This is a genomic window from Micromonospora sicca, from assembly GCF_003172935.1.
Taxonomy (GTDB): Bacteria; Actinomycetota; Actinomycetes; order Mycobacteriales; family Micromonosporaceae; genus Micromonospora; species Micromonospora sicca.
Map to the genome: position 1 here is coordinate 1 of NZ_QGKS01000195.1, position 25,328 is coordinate 25,328.

General features: G+C 71.6%; 30 protein-coding genes and 1 pseudogene. 10 read left to right on the plus strand and 21 right to left on the minus strand.

Annotation, left to right across the window (positions count from 1 at the left end):
* Window positions 1-1,349 (minus strand): AlkA N-terminal domain-containing protein (locus tag DKT69_RS12540; RefSeq protein ID WP_109801746.1); only part of this gene is annotated, 1,349 nt, incomplete at its 3' end.
* A gap of 173 nt (window positions 1,350-1,522) precedes the next feature.
* Here DKT69_RS12540 and DKT69_RS39705 point away from each other — a divergent pair.
* Window positions 1,523-1,981, plus strand: a complete 459-nt coding sequence (locus DKT69_RS39705) for a hypothetical protein (RefSeq protein ID WP_236647795.1) — start codon at window positions 1,523-1,525, stop codon at window positions 1,979-1,981.
* 77 nt (window positions 1,982-2,058) lie between these two features.
* Here the strand turns inward: DKT69_RS39705 and DKT69_RS12545 are convergent.
* Window positions 2,059-2,829 (minus strand): annotated as a pseudogene (locus tag DKT69_RS12545) (EamA family transporter); the annotation flags it as partial.
* Between the two features lie 44 nt (window positions 2,830-2,873).
* On the opposite strand from DKT69_RS12545, the gene DKT69_RS12550 reads away from it, so the two are divergent.
* Both DKT69_RS12550 and DKT69_RS12555 read left to right on the plus strand, forming a co-directional pair.
* The gene (locus tag DKT69_RS12550; RefSeq protein WP_109801748.1) at window positions 2,874-3,422 is read left to right on the plus strand and encodes a MarR family winged helix-turn-helix transcriptional regulator; all 549 of its coding nucleotides are present in this window, start codon (window positions 2,874-2,876) and stop codon (window positions 3,420-3,422) included.
* Window positions 3,423-3,519: 97 nt separating this feature from the next.
* Window positions 3,520-4,254: a Type 1 glutamine amidotransferase-like domain-containing protein gene (locus tag DKT69_RS12555; protein WP_109801749.1), complete on the plus strand. Its 735-nt coding sequence runs from the start codon at window positions 3,520-3,522 to the stop codon at window positions 4,252-4,254.
* On the opposite strand, the gene DKT69_RS12560 is transcribed toward DKT69_RS12555, so the two are convergent.
* The 6 genes from DKT69_RS12560 to DKT69_RS12585 are packed head-to-tail and all read right to left on the minus strand — an operon-like array spanning window position 4,251 to window position 6,978.
* On the minus strand, window positions 4,251-4,598 hold the full coding sequence (locus tag DKT69_RS12560; RefSeq protein WP_109801750.1) for a hypothetical protein: 348 nt from the start codon (window positions 4,596-4,598) through the stop codon (window positions 4,251-4,253). The two genes, DKT69_RS12555 and DKT69_RS12560, sit on opposite strands and share 4 nt — an antisense overlap.
* Window positions 4,599-4,626: 28 nt before the next feature.
* On the minus strand, window positions 4,627-5,178 hold the full coding sequence (locus tag DKT69_RS12565) for a nucleotidyltransferase domain-containing protein (RefSeq protein WP_109801751.1): 552 nt from the start codon (window positions 5,176-5,178) through the stop codon (window positions 4,627-4,629).
* Window positions 5,175-5,741 carry a 3'-5' exonuclease family protein gene (locus tag DKT69_RS12570; protein ID WP_109801752.1) on the minus strand — a complete coding sequence of 189 codons (567 nt, stop codon included), beginning with the start codon at window positions 5,739-5,741 and terminating at the stop codon, window positions 5,175-5,177. The genes DKT69_RS12565 and DKT69_RS12570 overlap by 4 nt, the downstream gene beginning before the upstream one ends.
* Complete coding sequence (locus DKT69_RS12575; RefSeq protein ID WP_109801753.1) at window positions 5,738-6,229, minus strand: WXG100-like domain-containing protein; 492 nt, start codon at window positions 6,227-6,229, stop codon at window positions 5,738-5,740. Before DKT69_RS12575 ends, DKT69_RS12570 begins: the two co-directional genes overlap by 4 nt.
* Window positions 6,230-6,235: 6 nt before the next feature.
* Complete coding sequence (locus DKT69_RS12580; RefSeq protein ID WP_109801754.1) at window positions 6,236-6,553, minus strand: hypothetical protein; 318 nt, start codon at window positions 6,551-6,553, stop codon at window positions 6,236-6,238.
* Complete coding sequence (locus DKT69_RS12585) at window positions 6,550-6,978, minus strand: YbaB/EbfC family nucleoid-associated protein (protein ID WP_109801755.1); 429 nt, start codon at window positions 6,976-6,978, stop codon at window positions 6,550-6,552. The genes DKT69_RS12580 and DKT69_RS12585 overlap by 4 nt, the downstream gene beginning before the upstream one ends.
* Window positions 6,979-7,142: 164 nt before the next feature.
* On the opposite strand from DKT69_RS12585, the gene ychF reads away from it, so the two are divergent.
* Window positions 7,143-8,228 (plus strand): redox-regulated ATPase YchF, encoded by a 1,086-nt coding sequence (gene ychF, locus DKT69_RS12590; RefSeq protein WP_109801756.1) that lies wholly within the window; start codon window positions 7,143-7,145, stop codon window positions 8,226-8,228.
* Window positions 8,229-8,260: 32 nt separating this feature from the next.
* Here the strand turns inward: ychF and DKT69_RS40615 are convergent, their stop codons facing one another.
* The 4 genes from DKT69_RS40615 to DKT69_RS12610 form a co-directional block, all read right to left on the minus strand.
* Window positions 8,261-8,578 (minus strand): tyrosine-type recombinase/integrase, encoded by a 318-nt coding sequence (locus DKT69_RS40615; protein ID WP_368666242.1) that lies wholly within the window; start codon window positions 8,576-8,578, stop codon window positions 8,261-8,263.
* Window positions 8,544-8,873 (minus strand): nucleoside triphosphate pyrophosphohydrolase family protein, encoded by a 330-nt coding sequence (locus tag DKT69_RS12600; RefSeq protein ID WP_109801757.1) that lies wholly within the window; start codon window positions 8,871-8,873, stop codon window positions 8,544-8,546. Before DKT69_RS12600 ends, DKT69_RS40615 begins: the two co-directional genes overlap by 35 nt.
* 385 nt (window positions 8,874-9,258) lie before the next feature.
* Entirely contained in the window at window positions 9,259-9,942 is a 684-nt protein-coding gene (locus DKT69_RS12605; protein ID WP_109801758.1) for a cation diffusion facilitator family transporter, read from the minus strand.
* Window positions 9,939-10,298 carry an ArsR/SmtB family transcription factor gene (locus DKT69_RS12610; protein WP_109801759.1) on the minus strand — a complete coding sequence of 120 codons (360 nt, stop codon included), beginning with the start codon at window positions 10,296-10,298 and terminating at the stop codon, window positions 9,939-9,941. Before DKT69_RS12610 ends, DKT69_RS12605 begins: the two co-directional genes overlap by 4 nt.
* 322 nt (window positions 10,299-10,620) lie before the next feature.
* On the opposite strand from DKT69_RS12610, the gene DKT69_RS12615 reads away from it, so the two are divergent.
* Window positions 10,621-11,076, plus strand: coding sequence for a hypothetical protein (locus DKT69_RS12615; RefSeq protein WP_109801760.1), 456 nt, complete (start codon window positions 10,621-10,623; stop codon window positions 11,074-11,076).
* 18 nt (window positions 11,077-11,094) lie between these two features.
* Here DKT69_RS12615 and DKT69_RS12620 read toward each other — a convergent pair whose 3' ends face one another.
* The 3 genes from DKT69_RS12620 to DKT69_RS12630 form a co-directional block, all read right to left on the minus strand.
* On the minus strand, window positions 11,095-11,886 hold the full coding sequence (locus DKT69_RS12620) for a class I SAM-dependent methyltransferase (RefSeq protein ID WP_236647797.1): 792 nt from the start codon (window positions 11,884-11,886) through the stop codon (window positions 11,095-11,097).
* Window positions 11,887-11,904: 18 nt separating this feature from the next.
* On the minus strand, window positions 11,905-12,267 hold the full coding sequence (locus DKT69_RS12625) for a PH domain-containing protein (protein ID WP_109801761.1): 363 nt from the start codon (window positions 12,265-12,267) through the stop codon (window positions 11,905-11,907).
* Window positions 12,268-12,369: 102 nt separating this feature from the next.
* The gene (locus DKT69_RS12630) at window positions 12,370-12,684 is read right to left on the minus strand and encodes a 4a-hydroxytetrahydrobiopterin dehydratase (protein WP_109801762.1); all 315 of its coding nucleotides are present in this window, start codon (window positions 12,682-12,684) and stop codon (window positions 12,370-12,372) included.
* A gap of 184 nt (window positions 12,685-12,868) precedes the next feature.
* Between DKT69_RS12630 and DKT69_RS12635 the strand changes: the two genes are divergently transcribed.
* Entirely contained in the window at window positions 12,869-13,309 is a 441-nt protein-coding gene (locus DKT69_RS12635; protein ID WP_109801763.1) for a (deoxy)nucleoside triphosphate pyrophosphohydrolase, read from the plus strand.
* 85 nt (window positions 13,310-13,394) lie between these two features.
* Here DKT69_RS12635 and DKT69_RS12640 read toward each other — a convergent pair whose 3' ends face one another.
* The 6 genes from DKT69_RS12640 to DKT69_RS12665 form a co-directional block, all read right to left on the minus strand.
* Entirely contained in the window at window positions 13,395-14,498 is a 1,104-nt protein-coding gene (locus DKT69_RS12640; RefSeq protein WP_109801764.1) for a succinate dehydrogenase/fumarate reductase iron-sulfur subunit, read from the minus strand.
* A gap of 4 nt (window positions 14,499-14,502) precedes the next feature.
* On the minus strand, window positions 14,503-16,413 hold the full coding sequence (locus DKT69_RS12645; protein WP_109801765.1) for a fumarate reductase/succinate dehydrogenase flavoprotein subunit: 1,911 nt from the start codon (window positions 16,411-16,413) through the stop codon (window positions 14,503-14,505).
* A gap of 11 nt (window positions 16,414-16,424) precedes the next feature.
* Window positions 16,425-17,231: a succinate dehydrogenase subunit SdhC gene (gene sdhC, locus DKT69_RS12650; RefSeq protein WP_109801766.1), complete on the minus strand. Its 807-nt coding sequence runs from the start codon at window positions 17,229-17,231 to the stop codon at window positions 16,425-16,427.
* A 254-nt stretch (window positions 17,232-17,485) separates the two neighbouring features.
* A complete protein-coding gene (locus DKT69_RS12655; RefSeq protein WP_109801786.1) occupies window positions 17,486-18,877 on the minus strand; it encodes a TldD/PmbA family protein in 1,392 nt (463 codons plus the stop codon).
* A 35-nt stretch (window positions 18,878-18,912) separates the two neighbouring features.
* On the minus strand, window positions 18,913-20,349 hold the full coding sequence (locus tag DKT69_RS12660; protein ID WP_109801767.1) for a TldD/PmbA family protein: 1,437 nt from the start codon (window positions 20,347-20,349) through the stop codon (window positions 18,913-18,915).
* A 33-nt stretch (window positions 20,350-20,382) separates the two neighbouring features.
* On the minus strand, window positions 20,383-20,931 hold the full coding sequence (locus DKT69_RS12665; protein WP_109801787.1) for a Uma2 family endonuclease: 549 nt from the start codon (window positions 20,929-20,931) through the stop codon (window positions 20,383-20,385).
* A gap of 237 nt (window positions 20,932-21,168) precedes the next feature.
* On the opposite strand from DKT69_RS12665, the gene DKT69_RS12670 reads away from it, so the two are divergent.
* From DKT69_RS12670 to DKT69_RS12685, 4 genes are read left to right on the plus strand one after another with little or no spacing between them, the layout of a single operon-like run.
* Window positions 21,169-22,272, plus strand: a complete 1,104-nt coding sequence (locus DKT69_RS12670; protein ID WP_109801768.1) for an ABC transporter ATP-binding protein — start codon at window positions 21,169-21,171, stop codon at window positions 22,270-22,272.
* Window positions 22,269-23,330 carry an ABC transporter ATP-binding protein gene (locus DKT69_RS12675; RefSeq protein ID WP_109801769.1) on the plus strand — a complete coding sequence of 354 codons (1,062 nt, stop codon included), beginning with the start codon at window positions 22,269-22,271 and terminating at the stop codon, window positions 23,328-23,330. The genes DKT69_RS12670 and DKT69_RS12675 overlap by 4 nt, the downstream gene beginning before the upstream one ends.
* Window positions 23,327-24,328 carry an ABC transporter permease gene (locus tag DKT69_RS12680; RefSeq protein ID WP_109801770.1) on the plus strand — a complete coding sequence of 334 codons (1,002 nt, stop codon included), beginning with the start codon at window positions 23,327-23,329 and terminating at the stop codon, window positions 24,326-24,328. The genes DKT69_RS12675 and DKT69_RS12680 overlap by 4 nt, the downstream gene beginning before the upstream one ends.
* 12 nt (window positions 24,329-24,340) lie before the next feature.
* Window positions 24,341-25,327 carry an ABC transporter permease gene (locus DKT69_RS12685; RefSeq protein WP_109801771.1) on the plus strand — a complete coding sequence of 329 codons (987 nt, stop codon included), beginning with the start codon at window positions 24,341-24,343 and terminating at the stop codon, window positions 25,325-25,327.
* The last annotated feature ends 1 nt before the right edge of the window (window position 25,328 follow it).

Below are 25,328 nucleotides of genomic sequence, written 5' to 3' on the forward strand. Positions count from 1 at the left end.
GGGGTGGCTGCCTGGAGGAGGCGGGTGAGGGTGGTTCGGGCGGACTGGAGGGAGACCTGTTGGGTGGTGATGGCGCGGAGCGCCATCTCGAAGCCGTCGACGGCGCGGGGGAGACGGACTCCCGGTTCCGCCCGCACCGCCGGCGCCAGGGCGGGATCGTGGGCGAGGGTCTCGTCGACGGCGGTGGGGTCGGCGTCGAGGTCGAGCAGGCGGCGACAGCGAGCGACCGCGGGGGCCAGGTCGCGCATGTCGGCCAGCCGCAGGGTCGCGGACACGTGCCCGTCGGCCGGGGTCAGCGCCACCTCGCCGGTCCCGTGCGGCAGCCGCAACCCCCGGCGGTACGTCCCGTCGCGGACCTCCTCCACGCCGGGCAGCGCCCGCAGCGCGAGGAAGTCGAGCAGCGCCGCCGCGTGCAACGGCGGCCGGTACGCCAGCCGCAGCGTGATCGTGCCCGCCCCGCCGGCCGCCGGCTGGCCGCCCCGGCTGACCCGCAGCTCGGACGGGGCCGCCGCGTACACCTCCCGGACCGTGTCGTTGAACTGCCGGACGCTGCCGAACCCGGCGGCGAACGCGATCTCGGCCATGCCCAGGCCGGTGGTCTCGATGAGGATCCGGGCGGTCTGGGCGCGCTGGGCGCGGGCCAGCGCGAGCGGCCCGGCGCCCAGTTCGGCGCGGAGCATCCGGTGCAGGTGCCGCTCGGTGTAGCCCAGCCGGGCCGCCAACCCCGGTACGCCGTCCCGGTCGACCACCCCGTCGGCGATCAGCCGCATCGCCCGCCCGACCACGTCGGCCCGGACGTCCCACTGTGGCGAGCCCGGCGCCGCGTCGGGGCGGCAGCGGCGGCAGGCCCGCAACCCGGCGCCCTGCGCCGCGGCGGCCGACGGGAAGAACCGGACGTTCTGCCGCTTCGGCGTCGTCGCCGGGCAGGACGGCCGGCAGTAGATCCCGGTCGAGGTCACGCCGGTGTAGAACCAGCCGTCGAACCGCTGGTCACGGCTGTCCACGGCCCGGTAGCACCGTTCGAAGTCCAACTCCACGCCACCGATACTGCCTCGCCGCTCGGGGCGACGGCTGGCGGGATTCGGACCTGGCCGTGCGGAGGTCGGCGGGGACTCCGTGCGGGGTTGGCAGGCCGCCTCCGCCTGCTCCCGGTACATGACCGCGCGCAGGTAACCCTCCGGGTCGGCGTGCCGCAGCGTCCGCCACTTCGGGATGGTCCTGGCCAGCGCCGACTGGACCAGGTCCTCGGCGGCGTGCCGGTCCCCGGTGAGCAGGTACGCGACCCGCATCAGCGCCGGGGTGCGGCTCGCCACGAAGTCGGCCAGCCGGGCCCGTTCGCCCTCGTCCACCCACCCTCCCCGTTCTCACTGTCACAGCTACAGACGCCCCAGCTCGGGCCAGCTATCCCTGACGTGGCAACGATTTCCGGGCCGAAAGTGTCGGTCGCGGCCGGTACCGTCCCGCCACCAACTCAAGAAAAGGTGCGGGGGATGGCGAGCGTGGCCGGGCGAGGTGCCCGCTGATGCGGTCCGGACGGGTCCGGCTGGACCGCGCGGTGGTGCAGGGCTTCTACGACCGGATGCGGGTGGTGGCGCCGGCAGCCTACGGCGCGATCGAGCGGGACCGCGCCGACGACCCGGGGCGGGCCTTTCCGGAGACCGCCTGCGGCCGGCTCGCCGGTTCGCTGGACGTGGCCGGGCTGCGTGCGCTGGGCATGTGGGCGCACCACTGGTGTGTGCGCTTCTACGACGACGACACCCGGGTGGGCCTGCGGCTGGTCCGGGAGATCGCCGGCCGGGCGGGGCTGGGCTGGACCGTCGACGAGGTGCGCTGGATGCTCGACGAGTCGGACGCGGCCGGCCCGGCCGCCGTGCACCGGTTCGTCCTGCCGCGCGCCGCGGCGGCGGAGCTGTCGCCCGGCGCGCTGCCTGACCGGGTGGACCGCGACGGCCCCGACTGGCGTCGGTTGCTCGCCGGCTGACCGGGCAGCTGGCCGACCACCATCGCGGTGACCGCCACGACGAAGCCAGCGAGCTGCACCGGGCCGAGCGCTTGGCCGAGCACCAGCCAGCCGAACGCGGCGGCGGTCAGCGGGCTGAGCGCGCCCAGCACCGACACCCGGGTCACCGGCAGCAGCGCGACCCCCCGGAACCAGAGCGCGTACGCCCCGGCGGTGCCGACCAGTCCGAGCCAGGCGTACCCGAGCAGGGCGGGCCGGTCCGGTACGGCCGGCGCGCCCTCGACGGCGGCGGCCAGCGGCACGATCAGCAGGCCGCCCGCAACGAGCTGCCAGCTCGTCGCGGCGAGGGTGCCGACCCCGGCGGGCCGGCCCCAGCGCCGGGTGAGCACCAGCCCGGCGGCCATGGCGGCGGTGGCGGCGAGGCCGGCCGCGGCGCCGAGCGGATCCAGCGCCGCCGCCGGTCGCAGCACCACCAGGGTGACGCCCAGGGGTGCGGCCAGCGCGGCGAGCAGCGCCGGCCGGCCGGGTCGGGTGCCCAGGGCGATCACGCCGAGCGCGGCGACCAGCAGCGGCTGGGCCGCGCCGAGCACCGCGGCGGTCCCGCCGGGCAGCCGGTAGGCGGCGAGGAAGAGCAGCGGGAAGAAGGCGCCGATGTTGAGCGCGCCGAGCAGGGCCGAGCGCCACCACCAGACGCCGTGCGGTCGGCGGCGGGTCAGCGCGAGCAGCAGCAGCCCGGCCGGCAGCGCCCGGAGCGCACCGGACCAGAGCGGCCGGTCGGCGGGGAGCAGCTCGGTGGTGACCAGGTAGGTGGTGCCCCAGGCGGTCGGGGCGGCGGCGGTCAGCGCGACGTCGGTCCAGCGCCGGTTCATGATCCCGTCCCTATCTTTTCGCTAAGTATCTTAGAGTTAAGCTAATGAGTGTCGAGCGAAAGGGGAAGTGCGAGGTGCGGCACAATCCGGGAGTGGCAGCAACGGACGAGGTCGACACGATCGTCGAGCAGTGGCGTCGGGAACGGGCCGGGATGCGGCCCGAGCCGATGGCCGTCTTCGGCCGGATCTACCGGCTGGCCCGGCTGGTCGGCGACCGCCAGGAAAAGGTGTACGCCGGCTGGGGGATCGGCCGCGGCGAGTTCGACGTGCTCGCCGCGCTGCGCCGCTGCGGCGAGCCGTACACGCTCGCGCCGAAGGCGCTCGCCGCCGGGCTGATGCTGACCTCCGGCGGGATGACCGGCCGGCTGGACCGGTTGGAGCGGGCCGGCCTGGTCCGGCGTACGCCCGACCCGGCGGACCGGCGCGGGCTGCGGGTCACCCTCACCGACGACGGTCGGCGGGTGGTCGAGGAGTCGGCCGAGGCCGGGCTGGCCGTGCAGCGGCAGATCCTCGACGCGCTGTCGCCCGGGGACCAGGCGCGCCTCGCCGACCTGCTGCGTACGCTGCTCGCCGCCGCCGAGGCGGAGGGCTGAGCGATCGGGCCGCGCCGGCCGACGGAGGGCGGGGCTGCGCGGGCCGGCGCGCGTGGCGGAGGATGATCACCGCCAGTCACCGACCGGGAGGACGACCGTGCCCGCCAGCGAACCGACCATCGTCGCCACCAGCATGGGCTTCTCCAGCCGGCGCCGCGGCCCGTACGACGCGCAGCCCGGCCCGGTCTTCGAGCTGATAGCCGAGCTGGCGCAGGCCGGTGACGCGCCCCGGATCTGCTACCTCAACCAGGCGGTCGGCGACCAGCCGACCTCGTTCACCGTCTTCTACGGGGCGTTCGCCGGCACCCGGTTCCGCCCGTCCCACCTGGCCCACTTCCCGATGCCCACCGTCGAGGACGTGCGGGCCCACCTGCTCGCCCAGGACGTCATCTGGGTGGGCGGCGGCAGCGTGGCCAACCTCTGCGCGGTCTGGCGGGTACACGGCCTCGACGAGATCCTGCACGAGTGCTGGCAGGCCGGCGTGGTGCTGGGCGGGGTCTCCGCCGGGTCGATCTGCTGGCACCTCGGCGGCGCCACCGACAGCTTCGGCCCGACCCTGCGGCCCTTCGTCGACGGGCTGGGCTGGCTGCCGTACGGCAACGGGGTGCACTACGACGCCGAGGAGCAGCGCCGGCCGCTGATGCACAAGCTGGTCGGTGACGGCACACTCCCGGTGAGCCACTGCACCGACGACGGGGTGGGGCTGGTCTACCGGGGCATCCGCCTGGCCGAGGCGGTCGCCGACCGCGAGGGCGTGGCGGCGTACGAGGTGAGCCGGGCCGAGGACGGCAGCGTCCGGGAGACCCGGATCGAGCCCCGGCTGCTCGGCTAGACCCGGTCCTCGAAGGCGGCGCAGACGGTGGCCCGCACCTGCGGGCCCTCGATCGCCCGGAGCAGCTCCCGGGCCAGCGTGACCTGGTGGTCCTCGTCCACCGTCCGGTCCATCGGGGTCAGCTCGACCCGCCACCTGAAGTAGAGGTAGTCGTCCTCGTCGCTCGCGGCCAGCCGCGGGTCGGCCCCCTCGTTGGGGTTGATCTCCAGCAGGTTGCCCCGGACGTCCACTGAGTCCCGCCGGTAGGGCACCGCGTCAGGCAGCCGAGTGCGGATCCGGTCCAGCAGCTCCGCCGATTCCAGCGGGCCGTCCACCATGATCAGGAACTGCAACGTCGTCTGCACCCTGTCACCTTGCCAGATGCCGGTCCGCTCAATCGAGCGGGAGGAACGGGCCGTTGTCGAACTTCCCGCCGCGCCGCAGCACCGAGAACTGCACCTTGTGCGGCACGTGCACGTCCATCAGTTGGCGACGCAGGCCGGTGAAGTCGGTGCCGAGGTCGAAGCTGGCGAGCTGACCGTTCTCGTTGATCCGGCGCAGCATCGTCCTGCGCAGCCGGGTGCCGGCCGGCGCGCGCGCGAGGGAACGCTCGGCCAGGTCGAAGAAGGCGTCGTCGTCGACGATCAGCGCCACGTCGATGTCCGAGTCGGTGCGGGCGCTGCCGCGTACCCGACTGCCATGCGCGACCAGGTCGCCGTCCGGCAGTCCGGCCTGCCGCTGGGTCTGCCGGGCGCCCCGGGCGAACCGGGTCCACTGCCGCTCGGTGAAGCCCTGCGGGATCCGCCGCGCAGTCCGGGCGGCGGCCGACTCGGCGGCCTCACCCGCCACCTCGTCGGCCTGGTGCATCATGCTCCGGGCGGCCCGGGCGATGATGCCCCGGGCGGCCGAGGTCGCCCCGCCCGGTACGCCGTGCCGGCCGCTCATGCCGGCCCCTCCGTTCGGTACCGAAGCACCGCGTCGAAGACCTGGGCGAGCTCGGCGGCGTCCTCCCCGGCGTGGTGGGTGTGCGGCACGTCGTACAGGCCCAGCTCGTGCTTGATCTTCCCCTTGCGGGTCTGCACCCACTCGCTGCCGGTCAGCCCCATCCAGTAGCTGCGCAGGTCCACCCCGGAGCCCGTCGCCCCGAAGGGGCTGTGGCCGACGAACCGGACGAAGTACCAGTGCACGAACATGCCGTCCCACACGGCGGGGGCGGCGAGGAAGACCGGCCGCCCGATCGTCCGCAGGCCGTTGACCCACTTCGCGGCGGCCGACATGGCCTCCTCGGCGGTCGGCGCCTCGCGGAGCAGGCGGTCCCGGTCCAGGCCGGAGACGGCCAGCGCGGCGGGCACGAAGTCGTCCGAGATGGGTCGCAGCTCGGTGTAGAAGCTGAGGTCCGGCCGGCCCGCCACGGCCATGCCCAGCGAGATCATGCTGTACGGCCCGGGGATCGGGCCGTCCGCCTCCACGTCGACCGCCACGTAAAGCTCCGGCAGTGGGGAAGTCATCCGAGCACCACCCCGATCGCCTGGTCGACGAGGATTCCGAGCACCACGTCGGTGAGCTTCTTGAAGACCGGGATCTCCAACAGCGAGGCGCCGAAGGTGGGACCCGCCGTGGCGACCGCCTGGATGATCTGAATCAGTAGGATGGTCAGCTGGACGATCACGTTGATCTTCAGGGCCAGCACGATCAGGGCGCAGACGAAGAGGGTGGCCGCCACCATCTGGGCTCCGGTGGCGCCCTTCTGGAGCACGGTGATCGCGGACCCCTCGGCCGTCCAGCGCTTCCCGAAGGCGGCCATCGCCTCGCCGGAGTTGCCGTCGAGCAGCCGCTGCGCGGTAGCCGCCCCCTCGGCCGCCGTCCGCTGCAGCGAGCCGGCCAGCTCCAGCCACATCTGGCCCAGCGCGAACAGTTGCGCCTCGTCGGACTTCGGCCAGGTGTACCCCAGCTCGTTGAGCAGCCCGGCCAGTTCGCCGGGGAGCATGATGCCCATCGCCGCCTACCAGCTCAGGTTGCTGAAGTTGGCGAGGTTGTCCTGCTCGGCCAGGTCGTACCGCTCGGCCATCACGCCGAGGCCCGCACCGAAGCCGCGCAGCCCCTCGACGACGGAGCGCAGGCACTCGCCCGCGATCTCCTCGGCCACCTGGTACGACATGCCGATCAGGCCGCCCACGTCGTCGTCGCCGAAGATGTCGCCCATCGCCGCGGTGCGGGCCTGCAACGCCTCCCACTGGGCGGCCACCTGCTCGGCGACCGCCGCCAGCTCGCTGCCACCCTGGCGGAGCGCGGGCGGGTGGACCTCGTATCCGCCGGTCACCGGCCCCCCTCCTGGATCCGCTGCACCACGTCGGTCAGCGCCTGGCTCATCGCCGACATGCTCCGCACCGACTGGTCCTGCAGCTGGCCGAGGGTCTCGCCGAGCGCGGCCGGGTCGAGCGCGGCCGGCTCCGCCCCGGCCTGCCCGGCCTGGTGGCGCAGGTCGTCCAGGGCGGCGTTGACCGCCTGGGCGACGTACTCGCCGAGCAGTTCGGCGCCCGCCCGCAGCACCCGCGGGTCCAACCGCACCGACTCGACCCGCTGGCCGACCAGCACCACCTCGACCTGGCCCTCGGCCGCCGTGCCCGCCGCCCGCAGCGGCTCGGCAGCCTCGTCCGCCCCGGACGTGGCCGCTGTTCCGTGCATCGAGGCGAGCACGAGCCGGGTCTGCTCGAACAACCGGTTGAATTCGGTCACCTGGTCCACAACGCCTCCCCGCGGGCCTACGGCACCGAAGAGGGTAGCAACGTCCCGCCACGTACCGGTGACCGTCCTTGACAGCGCGTGCGGGGGCGGTTACCGGCGGTTCGCCTACCGGACGGGACGCCGGCCGGCAGGGCCAGGTCGGGGGCCGCGTAGACTGGCCGCCCGTGAGCCTCACCATCGGGATCGTCGGCCTGCCCAACGTCGGCAAGAGCACCCTGTTCAACGCGTTGACCAAGAACGACGTGCTCGCGGCGAACTACCCGTTCGCCACCATCGAGCCGAACGTCGGCGTGGTCGGGCTGCCCGACGAGCGGCTGGGCAAGCTCGCAGAGATCTTCGCCTCGCAGAAGGTGCTGCCGGCGCCGGTGTCGTTCGTCGACATCGCCGGCCTGGTCCGGGGCGCCTCGAAGGGGCAGGGCCGGGGCAACGCGTTCCTGGCCAACATCCGCGACGCCTCGGCGATCTGCCAGGTGGTGCGCGCCTTCTCCGACCCGAACGTGGTGCACGTCGACGGCAAGGTCTCCCCGGCCGACGACATCGAGACGATCAACACGGAGCTGATCCTGGCCGACCTCCAGACCCTGGAGAAGGCGCTGCCGCGGCTGGAGAAGGAAGCCAAGCTCCGCAAGGACCGGGCCGCCGCGGTCGAGGCCGCGAAGAAGGCCGTCGACGTCCTCGACGGCGGCACCACCCTGTACGCCGGCGCGGCCGCCGCCAAGATCGAGCTGGAGCACCTGCGCGAGCTGCACCTGCTCACCATCAAGCCGTTCCTCTACGTCTTCAACGTGGACGAGGCCGAGCTGGGCAACGCCGAGTTCCTCGACGAGCTGCGGGCGCTGGTCGCTCCGGCGGAGGCGGTCTTCATGGACGCCAAGATCGAGTCGGAGCTGGTGGACCTGCCCGAGGAGGAGGCCCGCGAGTTGCTGGAGTCGATCGGCCAGTACGAGCCGGGCCTGAACCAGCTCGTCCGGGTCGGCTTCCGCACGCTCGGGCTCCAGACGTACCTCACGGCGGGGCCCAAGGAGGCGCGGGCCTGGACCGTCCCGGTCGGCGCGACCGCGCCGGAGGCCGCGGGGGTCATCCACTCCGACTTCCAGCGCGGCTTCATCAAGGCCGAGGTGGTCTCCTACGACGACCTGGTCGCGGCCGGATCGATGGCGGCGGCGAAGGCCGCCGGCAGGGTCCGGATCGAGGGCAAGGAGTACGTCATGCAGGACGGCGACGTCGTGGAGTTCCGCTTCAACGTCTAGGCGGGCCACCTTCTCGCAGGTCAAGGGGCATGTCACGCCTCCCCAGTCCGCAGATAGTCCGCAGAACTGTCGCTGGTCAACGTCTCAGCCATCAGCGCCGCCGCAGCCTTGCGGGTCTTGTCCTCCGCCGTCGGCCACAAGTGGCTGTACGTCTTCAAAGTCACGGCCGGGTTCGCGTGGCCCAGCGCCCGCTGCACGGTCACCACGTCGCACCCCTGCGCGATCAACCCGGAGGCGAAGTAGTGCCGTAGGAATCTCCCCCCGGCCGGGATACCCCCCGAACGCGGCTTGACAACCACATAGGCAAACCCCGGCTCAGCGGTTGTCGCCGCTGCCACCCAGCACGCCACGGCCCTGGCGGCTGGCCAGCTTGGCCAGGTTGGCCGTCGCGATGTCGTCCAGCGAGAGATCGAGGTAGTCGGCGAGCACCGCCATGTACCAGAGCACGTCACCGAGTTCCTTGGCGATGTCGGCCCGGTCGATCCGGGACTCCTCGCTGTCGAGGTCTCGGACCCACTTCTTGAACTTCTCGGCGATCTCACCCGACTCGCCGACCAGCCCGAGCACCAGGTGGAGCAGCTCGTTCCTCTTGTCACGTGGAGCGGCAGTACGGAGGGCGCCGCGCTGATACTCGTCCAGGTCCATGGCGGACCAGTATGGCCGAAACCCGTCCCCACCGATGACACCTCCCGCTAAAGAAGCCGGGTTGCGGGTGTCGGGCGAGCTCGGGGCGGATGGCAGGCTGTCGTGGTGCTCCCGACGCTGCAAGGCGACTTCTCCTGGGTCTCCGACCTCGTTGCGAGTGACCCGGTAGCGCGCCACCGGGCGCTTGCCCGTCACCAGGCCCTGCTGGCGGCTGCGACGGACGCATTACTTCGCATGAATGACGTCCGGGCTCGAGGCGGCATACCGCCGGCCCGACCTCACCTCATCGCCGAGCTGGACCAAGCGACTGCCGACTTCCAGTGGCATCGAGAGCAGACGATCCATGGGCCCAATGGGTACAGCAGCAGCGCGAGCCAGGCCATGGTCATGGCTTCCGGTCAGTGCAGCAGCCATCGGCGCAGCTTGAGCCTTCGCTGGCGGGTAGCGGTGCGCAGTCGTCGCAGTGCTCGCCGCGCCAGGCTTCCACGCCTTCCTTGACCGCGACGCCGGCGATGACGAGCGCGGCGATCGGGTCGGCCCATGACCAACCCCACGCGGCGTTGAGGACCAGGCCGACGAGCAGCACCGCGGACAGGTAGGTGCAGAGCATGGTCTGCGTGGAGTCGGCGATGACCGTTGCCGAGCCGAGTTCGCGGCCGGTGCGCCGCTTGGCCCGCACGAGCAGCGGCATGACGAGCAGCGACGCGACGGCAAGGCCGATGCCGACGCGGCTGGCGTCGGCGTCGCCGCCGGCCAGCAGCGAGCGGACGGCGTCGAAGGTCACCCAGGCGGCCAGGGCGAAGAACGAGACGCCGATGAGCCGCGGCGCGAGCTGTTCCCTGTCCTCGGGTACGCGGGAGCGGAACTGCCAGATCAGCACGGCGGCGCTGGACACCTCGACGAACGAGTCCAGGCCGAAGCCGATCAGTGCCGTGGACGAGGCTGCCGCGCCGGCGGCGATGGCGACCAGGCCCTCTAACAGGTTGTAGCCGGCGGTGGCGTAGGCCAGCCACAGGCTGCGCCGGGACAGCACCGCCCGACGCTCCGGCGTCCGGATGGATGTGCTCACGCCGTCACCTCCGCCGGGGAGTCGGCCGGAGTGCCGTAGACCGGGCAGAGGGCGACCGCTTCGCCCGTGGCGGCCAGAAGCTGTTCCGCCGAGCGCAGCAGGTCCAACAGCTCCGGTCGCGTCAGTGCGTAGAACGACTGGCGACCCTCAGCCCGGTAGTCGATCAGCCCGCAGTCGCGCAGACACGCCAGGTGCTTCGAGACGGTCGACTGCGCCAGCCCCAACTCGCCGGTCAGGTCCACCACGCGCGCCTCCCCGGTGGCGATCCGACGCAGGATGGCCAGCCGGGTCGGATCACCGAGGGAGCGGAATAGCGCCACAGCCGGAGCTACCCCGGGAGTACAACCAATCGCCATATCGCGATGATAGCGCTCGCGCCGGATGGTTCACCGGTCGGGGTCGTCCCGAGGAGTAGCCACGGACGTAGCCGTGGCGGCGGATTCGGCTGGATGGTGCCGGACGCCAGCGGACCGACCGACCCGCGCAGGACCAGGCTGACCAGGGCGTACGGCATCGGGTCTGCTGTGACCTGTTGCTACCCGGCGGCCGGCGCTGCCTCCTCCGCGCCGACCACGACGGGCCGTGCATCCGCCGCCTGGTCCGCTGACCCGGTAATCCCCGGCCGTTGTCGGGGCCCGCGATTAGCGTGAGCCCATCGACGCCGGAGGAGGTAGTGGGATGAAGGAGCGGCATTCTGCGCTCGCGCGACTCGACGTACTCGTCGGGCGGTGGACGGTGCAGCCGAAGGTCGAGGGCCTCGGCGCCGGGTGGACGGTCTTCGACTGGGTCGAGGACGGCCAGTTCCTGCGTCAGGTCACGGACGCCGAGCCGGTGCCGGACACCGCGCCGCAGGCCTGGCGGGAGAACGCCCCGTTCCCCACCACGGCGCTGATCGGCCTGGACGACTCCGCCGACGAGTTCACCATGCTGTACGCCGACGCGCGGGGCGTGCACCGGGTCTACCGGATGACGTTCGCCGACCGGGTGTGGCGGATCCGGCGGGACGCGCCCGGTTTCCACCAGCGCTTCACCGGCACCCTGAGCGCCGACGGCGACACGATCGACGGCCGCTGGGAGAAGTCCGCCGACGGCGTCGACTGGACGCTCGACTTCGAGCTGGCCTACCGCCGCTGACGCCGCCCGCCGGCCCGGTCAGTCGGCGGCGCGGGCCATGACGATCAGTTCTCCGTCGTCGTTCGCGCCCACCGGCTCCCGGCCCCATCCGCCGTGGATCCGCTCGACCGCGAAGCCGGCGGCGGCCAGGGCCGTCCGCAGTTCCGCCTCGGTCCGGAAGCGCAACGTCCCCGGGCTGCGCAGCTCGTCGCCGTCGGGCAGGAGGTAGTGGTGAACGAAGCTGACCAGGCCGGCGCGTACCTCGGTCAGCTCGGTCCAGGCGTCGACCACTGTGCCGTTCGGCAGCGTCAGGCGGCGCCGGGAGTCCCGGGGGTTCCAGCGCTCCCACCGGCGGGCCGCCGGGTCGCGGGAGTCGAAGACCAGCCGGCCGCCGGGCACCAGCGCCCGGCGCAGGTGGGCGAGCGTCCGCCGCCAGTCGTCCTCCGCGCGGATCTCCTGCGCCACGTGGCTGGTCAGCACCGCGACGTCGTACGCCGCGTCCGGCAGGACCTCGGCGGTGCCCTCGATCCAGGTGATCCGGTCGGCGCCCGGCTTGGCCCGGGCGGCGTCGAGGGACGCGCAGTGCGGGTCGACGCCGGTGACGGTGTGGCCGGCGGCGGCCAGCGCCAGGGTGAGGCGGCCCGTGCCGCAGCCGAGGTCGAGCACCCGGGCCGCCGGGGTCTGGTCGACCGCCGTGAGAAAGAAGTCGTCGTCGCGGCCCCACCGGTTCTCCGCGTCGTAGACGGCCGCGAGGCGCCGGTCCATGCAGTGGTCCACATCGGCCATGACGCGGTCGACGTCCTGCCGCCGCTGCGCGTGGAGATCCGCCATGACTGATCAGGATAGGGGTCAGGAGATGTGGTGCAGGATCACGTTGTGCACGTGGTGGCTCTTCTGCGCGCCCCGGAACTCGACCTCGTAGGTGTGCGTACCGACGTGGATGGCGATCGCGCCGGTGGAGAAGAACGACCCGCCCCACGACTTGTTGCTGACCACGCTGACGCTGGTGATCTTCGAGTACGGGATGCTGGTGATGGCGTGCCGCTTACCGACGAACGACCGGTCCTGGATGATCACCCGGCGGTCGGTCAGGCCGATGAAGCCGGTGCCCGTGCCCACCGCGTCGTAGACGGCGATGATCTGTTCGCCGTCCAGGAGCCCACTCTGGATCTGCTGGAACTGTTCCTTACGGTCGTACGTCGCGTTCACCATGCGTCCCACGGTAGGCAGGGCGCGCCAACAGCCGACGGACAGCAGAGGAGCCCCGCCGCGCATCGACGGATTCGCGGCGGGGCTCCGGAGTGACCTGGTGGGTCAGGAGCGGATGTCGGTGACCGCGCGGAAGGCGTCCTCGATGCGGGCGGCCAGCAGGACCTCGCCCTCGGTCAGCGGCTCGCCGTCGCCGTGCCCGACCCGGATCTGGGTCTGGTCGGCGCGGCGGCTGATCTCGGGGCGCAGGCGCAGCGCGTCGGCCACCACCTTGACCCGTTCGGTCAGGGCCGCGTGCTGGGTGTCGTCGAGGACCATGGTCCGGCGGATCTGCTCGCCCTCGCGGGTCCACCCGGACAGCAGGGTGAGCGCGTCGCTGAGGTAGTCGTGCTTTGCTCGGCCGCTGAACAGCACACGCATCACCGCACCTCCCAGGCGTCGTTGCCGGCTTGTGGCCAAATCGCCGCCATCCCGTGTCCTCGTAGACGACCTCTAGTCTGTCGTCGCACACATGGTGTGTCCACGCCCACACTTCCGTGTTCTGTTGGCCTGACGGCCGACTCCGGTACCCAAACCGCCGATTGATCTGGCACGCTGGACGCCCGTGCGGACCGAACGGGTAAGCGGATACGGACAGCCCGACCGGCGCGAGCCGAAGGTGGTCGTCGGAGCGGCGATCATCGCCGACGGGCGGGTCCTGGCCTGCGCGCGCTCCGCGCCCCCCGAGGTCGCCGGCCGGTGGGAGTTCCCCGGCGGCAAGGTCGAGCCGGGCGAGAGCGAGACCGCCGCCCTGGTCCGGGAGTGCGTCGAGGAACTCGCCGTACGCGTGAAGATCGGCGACCGGGTCGGCCGCGACGTCCGGATGGCGCACGGTCGCTCGGTGCTCAAGGTGTACACGGCCCGGCTGCTCCACGGCGACCAACCGAAGGCGCTGGAACACTCCGAGCTGCGCTGGCTCACCGCCAGCGAACTCGACTCCGTCGCCTGGCTCCCCGCCGACGCCCCGATCGTCGCCGCCCTCCGCCCGCTGCTCGCCGCCGGCTGACCGCGGAAGCGGACACGGAGGCGAAAACGGGACGGGGGCCGGCGGCAAGTCGCCGCGGCCCCCGTCTTCGTTGTTGTCGTCGTGCTCAGTGCTTCGGCTCGTCCTGGCTCGGGTGAGCGAAGTTGAGGTGCTCGGGCGGCAGCGGGAAGGTGACGTCGTCGCCGAACGGCGACGGCGCCGCCGCCCGGTCGAAGGTCAGCTCCGTCAGCGGCAGCCTGCCGTTGGCGTCGACGGGCGCGGCGGTCGGGTGCGGCACCTGGCGGTGCCAGTTGACGCCCTTCTGCGCCTCCGCCTCATGGCGCGGGTCGTGCGAGCCGCCCGCGTGCGAGTGCACGCCGCCATGGGCGGCAGCGGAATGCGCCGCGCCGCTCTGCTGCGCGCTGGTTACGAAGGTCTGAGGCACCTGACCCCTCCGGAAGATCTTGCTACCAAGCCACACGAGGGGATCGTACCTGCGGTCGACGACCCGCTCCTTCATGGGGATGATCCCGTTGTCCGTGATCTTGATGTGCTCGGGACAGACCTCGGTGCAGCACTTGGTGATGTTGCAGAAGCCCAGACCCTGCTCGGCCTGCGCGTACTCCTTGCGGTCGGTCTTCGCGTCGAGCGGGTGCATGTCCAGCTCCGCGGCCCGGATGAAGAACCGCGGACCGGAGAACGCCTGCTTGTTCTCCTCGTGGTCGCGGATCACGTGGCAGACGTTCTGGCACAGGAAGCACTCGATGCACTTGCGGAACTCCTGCGAGCGCTCGACGTCCACCTGCTGCATCCGGTAGTCGCCCGGGGCGACGTCGGCCGGCGGCGCGAAGGCCGGGGTCTCCCGGGCCTTCTCGTAGTTGAACGAGACGTCCGTGACCAGGTCCCGGATGACGGGGAAGGTCCGCAGCGGCGTGACGGTGACCGTCTCGGTCTCCTCGAACGTCGACATCCGGGTCATACAGCTCAGCCGCGGCTTGCCGTTGATCTCCATCGAGCAGGAGCCGCACTTGCCGGCCTTGCAGTTCCACCGGCAGGCCAGGTCGGGCGCGTCGGTGGCCTGGAGCCGGTGGATGACGTCGAGGACCACCTCGCCCTCGTTCACCTCGACCGTGTAGTCCTGCAGGTCGCCGCCGGTCTCGTCGCCCCGCCAGATGCGGAACTGTCGCTTCGCGCCCGGCTTGCCGGCCGCCTGGGATTTCTGCTCACCCATTTCGTCAGCTCTCCTTCTGCGCGAGGGCGTCGAACTCGGCGAGCTCCTCGTCGGTCAGGTACTTGGACAGCTCGGCGCGGTCGAAGAGGCTGATCAGCTCGCCCCGCATCTTCGGCAGCGGCTTGTGGGTCAGCCGGACCGTGTCGCCGTCCAGCGAGCAGACCAGGTTGACCCGCCGCCACTTCGGGTCCATCGCCGGGTGGTCCTCCCGGGTGTGCCCGCCGCGCGACTCCTGCCGCTCCAGCGCCGCCTTCGCGGTGCACTCCGAGACCACCAGCATGTTGCGCAGGTCCAGCGCCAGGTGCCAGCCCGGGTTGTAGCGCCGGCCGCCGGCCGCGCTCACCTTCGCCACCCGCTCGCGCAGCTCCGCCAGCCTGCCCAACGCGTCGACCAGCTCACCCTCCCGCCGGATGATGCCGACCAGATCCCCCATCACCGCCTGGAGGTCCTGCTGGAGGGTGTACGGGCTCTCCCCGGTGTCCCGCTGCAGCGGCGCCAGCGCCGTCTCCACCGCGGTCTCCACGGCCGCGACCGGCACCTTCGGGCGCGAGGTCAACTGGTCGGCGTACGAGGCGGCGTGGCCGCCCGCCCGCTTGCCGAAGACCAGCAGGTCGGACAGCGAGTTGCCGCCGAGCCGGTTCGAGCCGTGCATGCCGCCGGAGACCTCACCGGCGGCGAAGAGCCCGCGCACGGCGCCGAACGCGGCACCGCTGTCCGGGTCCACCTCGACGCCACCCATCACGTAGTGACAGGTCGGGCCGACCTCCATCGGCTCCCTGGTGATGTCGACGTCGGCCAGCTCCTTGAACTGGTGGTACATCGACGGCAGCCGGCGGCGGATCTCCTCGGCCGGCAGCCGGGAGGCGATGTCCAGGTAGACGCCGCCGGCCGGCGTACCGCGACCGGCCTTGACCTCGCTGTTGATCGCGCGGGCGACCTCGTCGCGGGGCAGCAGCTCCGGCGGACGCCGGTTGTTGTCCGGGTCCTTGTACCAGCGGTCCGCCTCCTCCTCGTTGTCCGCGTACTGCTTGCGGAAGACGTCGGGGACGTAGTCGAACATGAACCGCTTGCCGTCGGAGTTCTTCAGCACGCCGCCGTCGCCACGCACCGACTCGGTGACCAGGATGCCCTTCACCGACACGGGCCAGACCATGCCGGTCGGGTGGAACTGGAGGAACTCCATGTTGATCAGAGTGGCCCCGGCGCGCAGGGCGAGAGCGTGACCGTCTCCCGTGTACTCCCAGGAGTTCGAGGTGACCTTGTAGGACCGGCCGACGCCGCCGGTGGCGAGGACCACCGCGGGTGCCTCGAACAGGATGAACTCGCCGGACTCCCGGTAGTAGCCGAACGCGCCGGCCACCCGCTCGCCGTCGAGCAGCAGCTCGGTGATGGTGGTCTCGGCGAAGATCTTGATCCGGGCCTCGTAGTCGCCGAGGTCGCGCTTGTCCTCCTGCTGCAGGGAGACGATCTTCTGCTGGAGGGTACGGATCAGCTCCAGGCCGGTCCGGTCACCGACGTGCGCCAGGCGGGGGTACTCGTGGCCACCGAAGTTGCGCTGCGAGATCTTCCCGTCCTTGGTGCGGTCGAAGAGCGCCCCGTACGTCTCCAGCTCCCAGATCCGCTGCGGCGACTCCTTCGCGTGCAGCTCGGCCATCCTGAAGTTGTTGAGGAACTTGCCGCCGCGCATGGTGTCGCGGAAGTGCACCTGCCAGTTGTCCCGGCTGTTCACGTTCCCCATCGCGGCCGCCGCGCCGCCCTCGGCCATCACCGTGTGGGCCTTGCCGAAGAGCGACTTGGAGATGATCGCCGTCTTCTTGCCGGCCAGTCGGGCCTCGATCGCCGCCCGCAGGCCGGCGCCGCCGGCCCCGATCACGACGACGTCGTAGTGGTGTCGTTCGATTCGCGTCTCAGTCATGTCCAGGGCCTCTAGTTGATGAACCGCAGGTCGTTGAACCAGCCGGCCCCCACCGCCATGACGTAGAAGTCGGTGAGCGCCAGGGTGCCGAGGGTGATCCAGGCGAGCTGCATGTGCCGGACGTTCAGCCAGGAGATGAACGTCCAGGCCTTGTACCGCACCGGGTGCTTGGAGAAGTGCTTGAGTCGCCCGCCGATGATGTGCCGGCAGGAGTGGCAGGAGATGGTGTACGCCCAGAGCATCACCACGTTGGCCAGCAGGATCAGGTTGCCGAAGCCGAAGCCGAAGCCCTTCGGCGAGTGGAAGGCGTAGATCGCGTCGTACGTGTTGATCAGCGAGATGATCGCGGCGGCGTAGAAGAAGTAGCGGTGCAGGTTCTGGCCGAGCAGCGGGAACCGGGTCTCCCCGCCGTACGACTCGTGCCCGTCGGGGACGGCGCAGGCCGGCGGCGACAGCCAGAACGACCGGTAGTACGCCTTGCGGTAGTAGTAGCAGGTCAACCGGAACAGCAGCAGGAACGGCAGGGTCAACGCCGCGTCCGGGATGATCCACCAGCCGGGCAGGAAGCTGCCGAAGTGCGAGGAGCCCTCGACGCACCGGTCCGTCACGCACGGGGAGTAGAACGGGGTCAGGTAGTGGTACGCGTCCACCCAGTACCACTTGTGCATGAAGACCCGGACCGTCGCGTACGCGACCCAGGCGCTGAGCCCGATGACGGTGATCAGTGGCTGGAACCACCAGCGGTCGGTCCGCAACGTCTTCGCCGCGATCGCGGCGCGTGCCCGCGCCCCCCGCGGCCTCGTTGCCGTTGATGTCATTCGAGTCGTCTCCCTGACGGGGCCCTCGCGGGCGGCGGATCAGTCGTACCGGTCAGCGGACCGGCGAGACCGCGTCCACTGCCACGTCTTGCGCACGCAGGCGACCGCACCGGCGTACCGGCGCAGCTAAGTGACACACGTTACGCCGATCTTCGCGGCCCGGCCGCGCAACGCAGTGTCCCGTGTGTCCCCCAGCTTGGAAAGAGCCGGAGCACGATCGATGTCCGGCTGTTAGGAAAGATCGTCCGGCGTGGTCAGCCCGAGGCGCCGCCGGTGAAGTTCCAGGCGGCCAGGCGCACTGGCGGCGCTTCCCACCACACGCCGTCCACCCGGTCCGGTTGCCGCACCGGCCGCCGGCCGAGGCCGAGCACCGCGCCCGGGCCGAGCGCCCGCGGGTACGACTCGGTGAAGCGGAAGTCGCGGACCGCCCGGGTCGGCACGGCGTCCTCGACCAGCCAGACCCCGTTGCGGGTCAGGCCGGTGATCACCAGGCGCTTCGGGTCGAGCACCCGGGTGTACCAGAAGTCGCTGACCAGCAGCCCCCGCTTCACCCCGGCGGCCAGCGCGGCGGTGTCCGGGTCGGCCACCGCGCCGACGTCCGCGACCGGGACGCCGGCGGCCGGCCCGCCGTCGCCATGCGTGGCGAGGAGGCGGAGGTTGTGGGGGAGCGGGCCGAACGTGGTGCTGCCCGGGCCGCCGTGACCGGTGGAACCGGTGCCCGCCTGCGCGCCGCTGCGCCGATCGTGTGCCATGGCCCGGGTGACGCCCCCGTCCACCAGGGTCAGCGCCCGCCGGGCGGTCCCCTCCGGGTCGTACGGGAGGGCCGAGCCGTGCAGCGGGTCGTCGACCAGGGTCACCGCGGGGTCGAACTGGGCGACGCCCGGCTCGGCGAAGGACTGCCGCTCCGCGTACCGCTTGCCGTTGAAGCCGTACCACGCCAGGTTCTGCAACAGGTCGGCGACGGCGGCCGGTTCGAGCACCACCTCGTACCGGCCCGGCGGCAGCTCCACCGGGTCGGCGGCGGCACGCGCCTTGGCGGCCGCCCGGGCGCCGAGGGCGGCGCCGTCGAGGGCGGCGAGGCGGTCGGCGCAGAGCCGGGCCACCCCGTCCGCCCCGCCGGTCCGCGCGATCCCGTCCATCGCCGCCTCGGTGGAGCGTCCCCGGGCGCTGTGACCGGCGGAATTGGCGAACGCCCCGGACCGGTGCGCCGTACGGCAGTAGCCGGCCGCCTCCAGCCCGCCGACCGCGTCCACGAAGGCGCGTACCGGGGCGGCGCGCTCGTCCGGGTCGGCGTGCGCGGTGGCCTCGTCCCAGTCGCCGGCCGGCGGCACCGCCGACGGCGGGATCAGCCCCGGCCAGGCCGGGTCGGGCGGGCCGAGCCGCGCCGCGGTCAGCGTCCGCTCCACCAGGGCGCGCAGCCCGTCGGGGGTGGCCACGCTGCCGCTGCCGGCGGCGGTCCGGCCGTCGACGTGCAGCCGCAGCCGCACCCCGATCGCCGACTCGGCGACGTTCTGGTGGATGAAGGAGTTGGCGAACCGGGTCAGCGCCAGCTCGAACCGGTTCGCGACCACCTCGGCCTGCGCCTGCGGCCCGGCGAGCCGGCGGACCAGCTCCACCACCTGACCGGCGACGTCCAGCTCGGTCATTCCCGCACCCTTCTGCCGGTCGGCCGAGTGGTCGTTCACGCCCGCACCCCCACCCGGACGTTGCGGAACCGGGCCGGGGCGGCCGGGTGGCCGGTGTGGCCGGTCTGGCCGGGTTGACCCTTGCCGCAGTTCGGCGTGCCCCACGGGACGATCTCGCTGGAGAGCATGTCCATCGACCGCCAGAAGAGCGGGCCGATCCCGGTGTACGTCGGGTTGCGCAGCATCCGCCCGCGCCGGCCCTTCTTCACCTCCCAGCCGATCTCGCAGCCGAACTGGAAGTTGAGCCGCTTGTCGTCGATTGACCAGGAACGGTTGAGGTCCATCAGCACCCCGTCGTCGGTGGCGGCGATGATCTCGTCGAGCGTGTGCGGGCCGGGCTCCAGGCCGACGTTGGTCATCCGCACCATCGGCAGCCGGGCCCAGCCGTCGGCGCGTACGCTGCCGCCGTGGTCGAGACCGGCGACGGCGGCCGAGTCCCGGCCGGCGAGCACGCCCACCCACCGCCCCTCGCGGACCGCGTCCCGCTTCACCGCCGGGGAGCCCTCGTCGTCGTAGCCGAAGCTGCCGAGCGCGCCGGGCAGCGCCGGGTCGATGGTGACGTTCATCAGCTCCGAGCCGTAGCGCAGCGTGCCGAGCTGGGCCAGGTCCAGCCAGGACGTGCCGGCGAAGGCGGCCTCCCAGCCGAGGATCCGATCCAGCTCGATCGCGTGCCCGACCGACTCGTGGATCTGCAGCGCGAGCTGCTCGCCGCCGAGGATCAGGTCGGTCTCGCCGCTCGGGCACTCGGGGGCGGTGAGCAGTTCCCGGGACTCCTCGGCGATCCGGGCGGCGTGCGCGGCCAGGTCGAGCGAGGTGACCAGCTCCCAGCCGGTGGTGCCGTACTGGCCCCGGTAGCTGGGGTAGGAGCGGCGCTGCGTCTCCCCGTCGCCGATGGAGGTGGCCGAGATGCCGCCGCCGCACTCCCGGATCCGCTGGTCGATCCGGTGCCCCTCGCTGGAGACGAACCACTTGGCGGTGTCCCAGATCTGGTAGAGCCCCTCGGCCAGGTCGGCGCCGTGCTCCCGCATCGTCGCGGTGGCCCGCACCAGCAGGTCGCCCTTGTTCGACAGGGGCACGCCGAGCGGGTCGACGGCACAGTCCGAGGCCCAGCTCGCGGTGGTCGCCTCGACGGGGACCAGGTCGATGGGTGGGCCGGGAACCCCCGCGCTCGCGGCGGCTATCCGCGCGGCGCGCCGGCCGGCGTCCCGGGCCGCCGCGTCCGACAGGTCCGGTACGGCGTGGAAGCCCCAACTCGACCCGACCAGCGCCCGGACGCCCAGCCCGATGCTCTCGTCCTGGGTCAGCTCCTCGATGTCGCCGTTGCGGGCCGACATCGACTCGTAGCGGCGGTGCATCACCCGGGCGTCCGCGTACCGGGCGCCCGCGTCGAGGGCGGCCTGGACGGCGGCGGTCGCCGCGTCGAACTCGGTCATGCGACCGACCCTAGGCGAGCCGACCGACATCCGTCAGGGGACGAGATCCTCCGGCCGGATCGTCGCCCGCACCGGCTCGGTCAGCTCCAGGACCTGGCCGGGCTTGGTCACCGACTGCTCCTTGTAGTGGCTGTGGTGCCGACGGTGGAGATGCAGGGTGCCGTTCTCCTGCTCGATCAACAGATACCATTCGATGCCCGCGGCGGCGTAGTAGTGCATCTTGAGCACCTTGTCGGTGGCCGCGTTGCTGGGCGAGATGATCTCGCAGACCAGCCGCACGTCCCTGGCCTCGACGTTGAGCTCGTCGAAGTCGATGGGGCCGGTGATGACGAGATCGGGAATCGGGATGCGGCCGGGCCGGAGCCGTACGTTGACCGCTTCGAGCACGTGCAACCCGGCCGCGCGCGCGGGGAGGCGCAGTGCCGCCCGCAACTCGCCGGAGATGTTCTGGTGCCGTGGGGTGGGGGCTGGGGTCACGTGGAGGCTCCCGTCGAAGAGTTCGACGCGTTGCTGCGTCTCGCCGAGGGCGAGGTACTCCTCTTCGGTCCACGGTCCGTCGTGGCCGAACACCGCCGCGGTCATGGTCACCTCCACCTCGTGTCGGCGGGAATCTTCACGTGGTTACCCCGACCATGGTCGCATCCGACGTGCGACCGACGCGGGACGACATCGAGTTGTGGCGGTGAATGTCCAGGTGAGGGCTGTTCATGGCCGATGCCGAGTCGTTACGCTGAGCCCCGCTGACAGCTCCCGCCTTGTAGCTTATTTTCGCCCTCAGGACTTTGCTGTAGGTTCTCTTCACTACTGAGGGAGGCGGTCGTGGGCAGGTCGGAGTCGGCGCCGTCCGGGGAACCGGACCGCCCCGAAGTGCCGGAGCAGCGCTCCGGCGAGGGGCCCTACCTGCGGGTGAACGACCTGCGGGTCCGGTTCGACACCGAGGACGGCGTGGTGCGCGCGGTCGACGGGGTGTCGTTCGCGGTCGAGCGGGGCCGCACGCTCGGCATCGTCGGCGAGTCCGGCTCGGGCAAGAGCGTCACCTCCCTGGCCGTCCTCGGCCTGCACAACGCCAAGCGCGCCAGCATCACCGGCGAGATCTTCGTCGGCGGTCGCCAGCTGGTCGGCCTGCCGGAGGAGGAGGTACGCCGGCTGCGCGGCCGGGACATGGCGATGATCTTCCAGGACCCGTTGTCGGCCTTGCACCCGTACTACACGGTGGGCAGGCAGATCGCCGAGGCGTACCGGGTGCACCACCCGAAGGCGGGGAAGCGGGAGGCCCGGCAGCGGGCGGTGGACATGCTCGGGCGGGTGGGGATTCCGCAGCCGGCGCGGCGGTTCGACCAGTACCCGCATGAGTTCTCGGGTGGGATGCGGCAGCGGGCGATGATCGCGATGGCCCTGGTCAACGATCCGGATCTGCTGATCGCGGACGAGCCGACGACGGCGCTGGACGTGACGGTGCAGGCGCAGATCTTGGATCTGCTGGCTGATCTGCAGGCGGAGTTTCATTCGGCGATCATTCTGATCACCCATGACCTGGGTGTGGTGTCGCAGGTGGCCGACGACGTGTTGGTGATGTACGGCGGTCGGGCGGTGGAACACGGGAGTGTGGCGCAGGTGTTGCGGCGGCCGCAGCATCCGTACACGTGGGGGTTGCTGTCGAGCGTGCCGTCGTTGCGCGGTGACGCGGACGCGGACCTGGTGCCGATTCCGGGCAATCCGCCGTCGTTGATCAATCTGCCGTCGGGGTGCGCGTTCCACCCGCGCTGCCGCTACGCCGGCCGCAACGGCAACCGGTCGACCACCGAGGTGCCCGAGTTGCGCCCGGCCGGGGAGGACGGGCACCTGGTCGCCTGCCACCTGCCGGCCGAGGAGCGCACCCGGCTCTACCAGGAGGACGTGGCACAGGTGGGGGTGGCGCGATGAGCGAGGAGCCGCTGCTGCGGGTGCGAGGTCTGGCGAAGCACTTCCCGGTGCGCGGTGGCTTCCGCACCACCGGGTTGGTGCGGGCGGTCGACGGCCTGGACTTCGACGTCCGGCCCGGGGAGACCCTGGGCCTGGTCGGGGAGTCCGGCTGTGGGAAGACCACCACCGGGCGGATGCTGGTGCGGTTGCTGGAGCCGACGGCCGGCAGTATCGAGTTCGCGGGGCGGGACATCACCCACGCCCGGCGGGGCGAGTTGCGGCCGTTGCGGCAGGACCTGCAGATCATCTTCCAGGACCCGTACGCGTCGTTGAACCCCCGGCACACGGTCGGCCGGATCGTGGCGATGCCGCTGCAGGTCAACGGCATCACCCCGCCCGGTGGGGTCAGGAAGCGGGTCCAGGAACTCCTCGAGCTGGTCGGGTTGAACCCGGAGCACTACAACCGGTACCCGCACGAGTTCTCCGGCGGGCAGCGCCAGCGCATCGGCATCGCCCGCGCCCTGGCGTTGCGGCCGAAGCTGATCGTCGCCGACGAGCCGGTCTCCGCCCTGGACGTGTCGATCCAGGCGCAGGTGATCAACCTGCTGCGGGATCTGCAACGGGACCTGGATCTGGCGTTCGTGTTCATCGCCCACGACCTGGCCGTGGTCCGGCACTTCTGCCACCGCGTCGCGGTGATGTACCTGGGCAAGATCGTCGAGATCGGTGACCGCGACGACATCTACCAGCGCCCGCAGCACCCCTACACCCGGGCGCTGCTGTCGGCGATCCCCGATGTGACCACCCTCGGCCCGACCGGCCGGATCCGGCTCACCGGGGACGTGCCCACCCCGCTCAACCCGCCGTCGGGCTGCCGCTTCCGCACCCGCTGCTGGAAGGCCCAGGAGCGGTGCGCGACCGAGGAACCGGCACTGGTGCCGCGCGGCGGCAACCAGGCCACCGCCTGTCATTTCCCGGAGACGGGAACGATCAGCCCGAGCGCGAGCCCGGACCCCGCGCGGGCCGGCGCGAGTTCGGCCGGGCCGGTCGGCGAGACCGCCGAGGAGGTGTCGAAATGAGCATGTCCCCGGTCGAGGGCGTGGCACTGGCCGAGATCGAGTCCACCGGCACGGGTCCCGAGGAGAAGTCCCTCGTCGGTCGCTCACCGGGCCAACTGGTCTGGAGCCGGCTGCGGCGCGACCGCACCGCGCTGGTCAGCGGCGTGGTGCTGGCCCTGTTCGTCCTGCTGGCGGTGGCGGCGCCACTGGTCCAGCGGCTCTACGGGGTGTCGCCGAACGAGCAGTTCGGTGACCTGCTGGACACCACCGGCATGCCCCTCGGTTACGTCGGCGGGGTCAACGCCGACCACTGGTTCGGGCTCGAACCGGGCCTGGGCCGGGACATCTTCATCCGGATGATCTTCGGTATCCGCACCTCGCTGCTGATCGCGCTCGGCGCCGCGCTGGTCACCGCGACGATCGGGGTGGTGCTCGGGATCCTCGCCGGTTACCTCGGCGGGGTGATCGACTCGGTGATCGGTTGGGTCACCGACGTCGCCCTGGCGATGCCGTTCCTCGTCTTCGCGCTGGCCGTGGTGCCGACGTTCTCGCTGCGCTTCTACGGCCCCCGGGACGCGGTGCCGACCTGGTTCGCGGTCACCACGCTGATCGTGGTCTTCGCCGCGTTCGGCTGGACCGGCACCGCCCGGCTGGTACGCGGACAGGTGGTGTCGCTGCGCGAGCGGGAGTTCGTGGAGGCGGCCCGGGCTAGCGGGGCCGGGCTGGGACACATGCTCTTCCGGCAACTGCTGCCGAACATCTGGGCCCCGATCCTGGTCTCGTTCTCGCTCGCGGTGCCGGCGTACGTGACCGGCGAGGCCGCGCTGTCCTTCCTCGGCATCGGACTTCCCGAGTCGGTGCCGAGCTTCGGCCGGATGATCTATCGCAGCATCGACTACCTGCAGACCGACCCGGCCTACGTCTTCTTCCCCGGCATCACCATCTTCGCGCTCGTGCTGGCGTTCAACCTCTTCGGCGATGCGCTCCGCGACGCGCTCGACCCGAAGTCGTCACGGTAAGGGGTACTGCGCATGATGCGCTTCCTGCTGAAGCGGGTGCTGCTGGCGGTCTCGGTGCTGTTCGCGGTGAGCGTCGTCAGCTTCCTGATGTTCTTCGCGCTGCCCCGCGACCCGGTGACCGGCATGTGCCCGAAGAACTGCAACGCCGAGCGCCTGGAACGGGTGCGTACCGAGCTGGGGCTGAACGACCCGAGGACGGAGCAGTACGCCAACTACATGAAGGGCATCTTCGTCGGCCGCGACCTGGGCAGCGCGCAGGGCGGCAAGTGCGAGGCGCCCTGTCTCGGCTACTCCTACGTCAACAGCGAGGCGGTCAGCGACACCTTCGCCCGGGTCCTGCCGGTGACGTTGAACATCGTCATCCCGGCGGCGGTGCTGTGGCTCGCCCTCGGGGTCGGGCTGGGGATGATCTCGGCATTGCGAAGAGGTTCGCTGCTCGACCGCGTCTCGATCGGGCTCACCCTGACGTTCGCCTCGTTGCAGCTCTACTTCGTCGGTGCCGTGCTGTTGCTGATCTTCGTCTATACCCTGAAGATCCTGCCGACGCCGCGGTACACGCCCCTCGTGGACAACCCGGTGGAGTGGGCGCGGGGGCTCGTGCTGGCCTGGGTCACCCTGGCGCTGCTCTTCTCCGCGATCTACGCGCGGTTGTCGCGGGCGCAGATGCTGGAGACGCTCTCCGAGGACTTCGTCCGGACGGCCCGGGCCAAGGGCATGCCGAAGCGGCAGGTCTACGGGCGGCACGCGCTGCGGGCGGCGATCACGCCGATCGTGACGATCGCCGGTCTGGACGTGGGCGGCGCGCTCGGCGGCACGGTGATCACCGAGACGACCTTCGGGATCCAGGGGCTGGGCCGTACCGCGGTGGAGGCGGTCCGCCAGGGGGACCTTCCGACCATCATGGCCACCGTGTTGATCTCCGCGCTCTTCGTGGTCGTCGCGAACGTCGTCGTCGACCTGCTCTACGCGTTCATCGACCCCCGGGTACGCCTCGGCTGAC

Excerpts from the sequence above, each read along its gene's own strand:
- DKT69_RS39705 (WP_236647795.1), top strand. The coding sequence starts at position 1,523 with ATGCGGTCCGGACGGGTCCGGCTGGACCGCGCGGTGGTGCAGGGCTTC.
- DKT69_RS12550 (WP_109801748.1), top strand. The coding sequence starts at position 2,874 with ATGAGTGTCGAGCGAAAGGGGAAGTGCGAGGTGCGGCACAATCCGGGA.
- DKT69_RS12565 (WP_109801751.1), bottom strand. The coding sequence starts at position 5,178 with ATGAGCGGCCGGCACGGCGTACCGGGCGGGGCGACCTCGGCCGCCCGG.
- DKT69_RS12570 (WP_109801752.1), bottom strand. The coding sequence starts at position 5,741 with ATGACTTCCCCACTGCCGGAGCTTTACGTGGCGGTCGACGTGGAGGCG.
- DKT69_RS12575 (WP_109801753.1), bottom strand. The coding sequence starts at position 6,229 with ATGGGCATCATGCTCCCCGGCGAACTGGCCGGGCTGCTCAACGAGCTG.
- DKT69_RS12600 (WP_109801757.1), bottom strand. The coding sequence starts at position 8,873 with ATGGACCTGGACGAGTATCAGCGCGGCGCCCTCCGTACTGCCGCTCCA.
- DKT69_RS12610 (WP_109801759.1), bottom strand. The coding sequence starts at position 10,298 with ATGGCGATTGGTTGTACTCCCGGGGTAGCTCCGGCTGTGGCGCTATTC.
- DKT69_RS12615 (WP_109801760.1), top strand. The coding sequence starts at position 10,621 with ATGAAGGAGCGGCATTCTGCGCTCGCGCGACTCGACGTACTCGTCGGG.
- DKT69_RS12620 (WP_236647797.1), bottom strand. The coding sequence starts at position 11,886 with ATGGCGGATCTCCACGCGCAGCGGCGGCAGGACGTCGACCGCGTCATG.
- DKT69_RS12625 (WP_109801761.1), bottom strand. The coding sequence starts at position 12,267 with ATGGTGAACGCGACGTACGACCGTAAGGAACAGTTCCAGCAGATCCAG.
- DKT69_RS12630 (WP_109801762.1), bottom strand. The coding sequence starts at position 12,684 with ATGCGTGTGCTGTTCAGCGGCCGAGCAAAGCACGACTACCTCAGCGAC.
- DKT69_RS12640 (WP_109801764.1), bottom strand. The coding sequence starts at position 14,498 with ATGGGTGAGCAGAAATCCCAGGCGGCCGGCAAGCCGGGCGCGAAGCGA.
- DKT69_RS12645 (WP_109801765.1), bottom strand. The coding sequence starts at position 16,413 with ATGACTGAGACGCGAATCGAACGACACCACTACGACGTCGTCGTGATC.
- sdhC (WP_109801766.1), bottom strand. The coding sequence starts at position 17,231 with ATGACATCAACGGCAACGAGGCCGCGGGGGGCGCGGGCACGCGCCGCG.
- DKT69_RS12655 (WP_109801786.1), bottom strand. The coding sequence starts at position 18,877 with ATGACCGAGCTGGACGTCGCCGGTCAGGTGGTGGAGCTGGTCCGCCGG.
- DKT69_RS12660 (WP_109801767.1), bottom strand. The coding sequence starts at position 20,349 with ATGACCGAGTTCGACGCGGCGACCGCCGCCGTCCAGGCCGCCCTCGAC.
- DKT69_RS12665 (WP_109801787.1), bottom strand. The coding sequence starts at position 20,931 with ATGACCGCGGCGGTGTTCGGCCACGACGGACCGTGGACCGAAGAGGAG.
- DKT69_RS12675 (WP_109801769.1), top strand. The coding sequence starts at position 22,269 with ATGAGCGAGGAGCCGCTGCTGCGGGTGCGAGGTCTGGCGAAGCACTTC.
- DKT69_RS12680 (WP_109801770.1), top strand. The coding sequence starts at position 23,327 with ATGAGCATGTCCCCGGTCGAGGGCGTGGCACTGGCCGAGATCGAGTCC.
- DKT69_RS12685 (WP_109801771.1), top strand. The coding sequence starts at position 24,341 with ATGATGCGCTTCCTGCTGAAGCGGGTGCTGCTGGCGGTCTCGGTGCTG.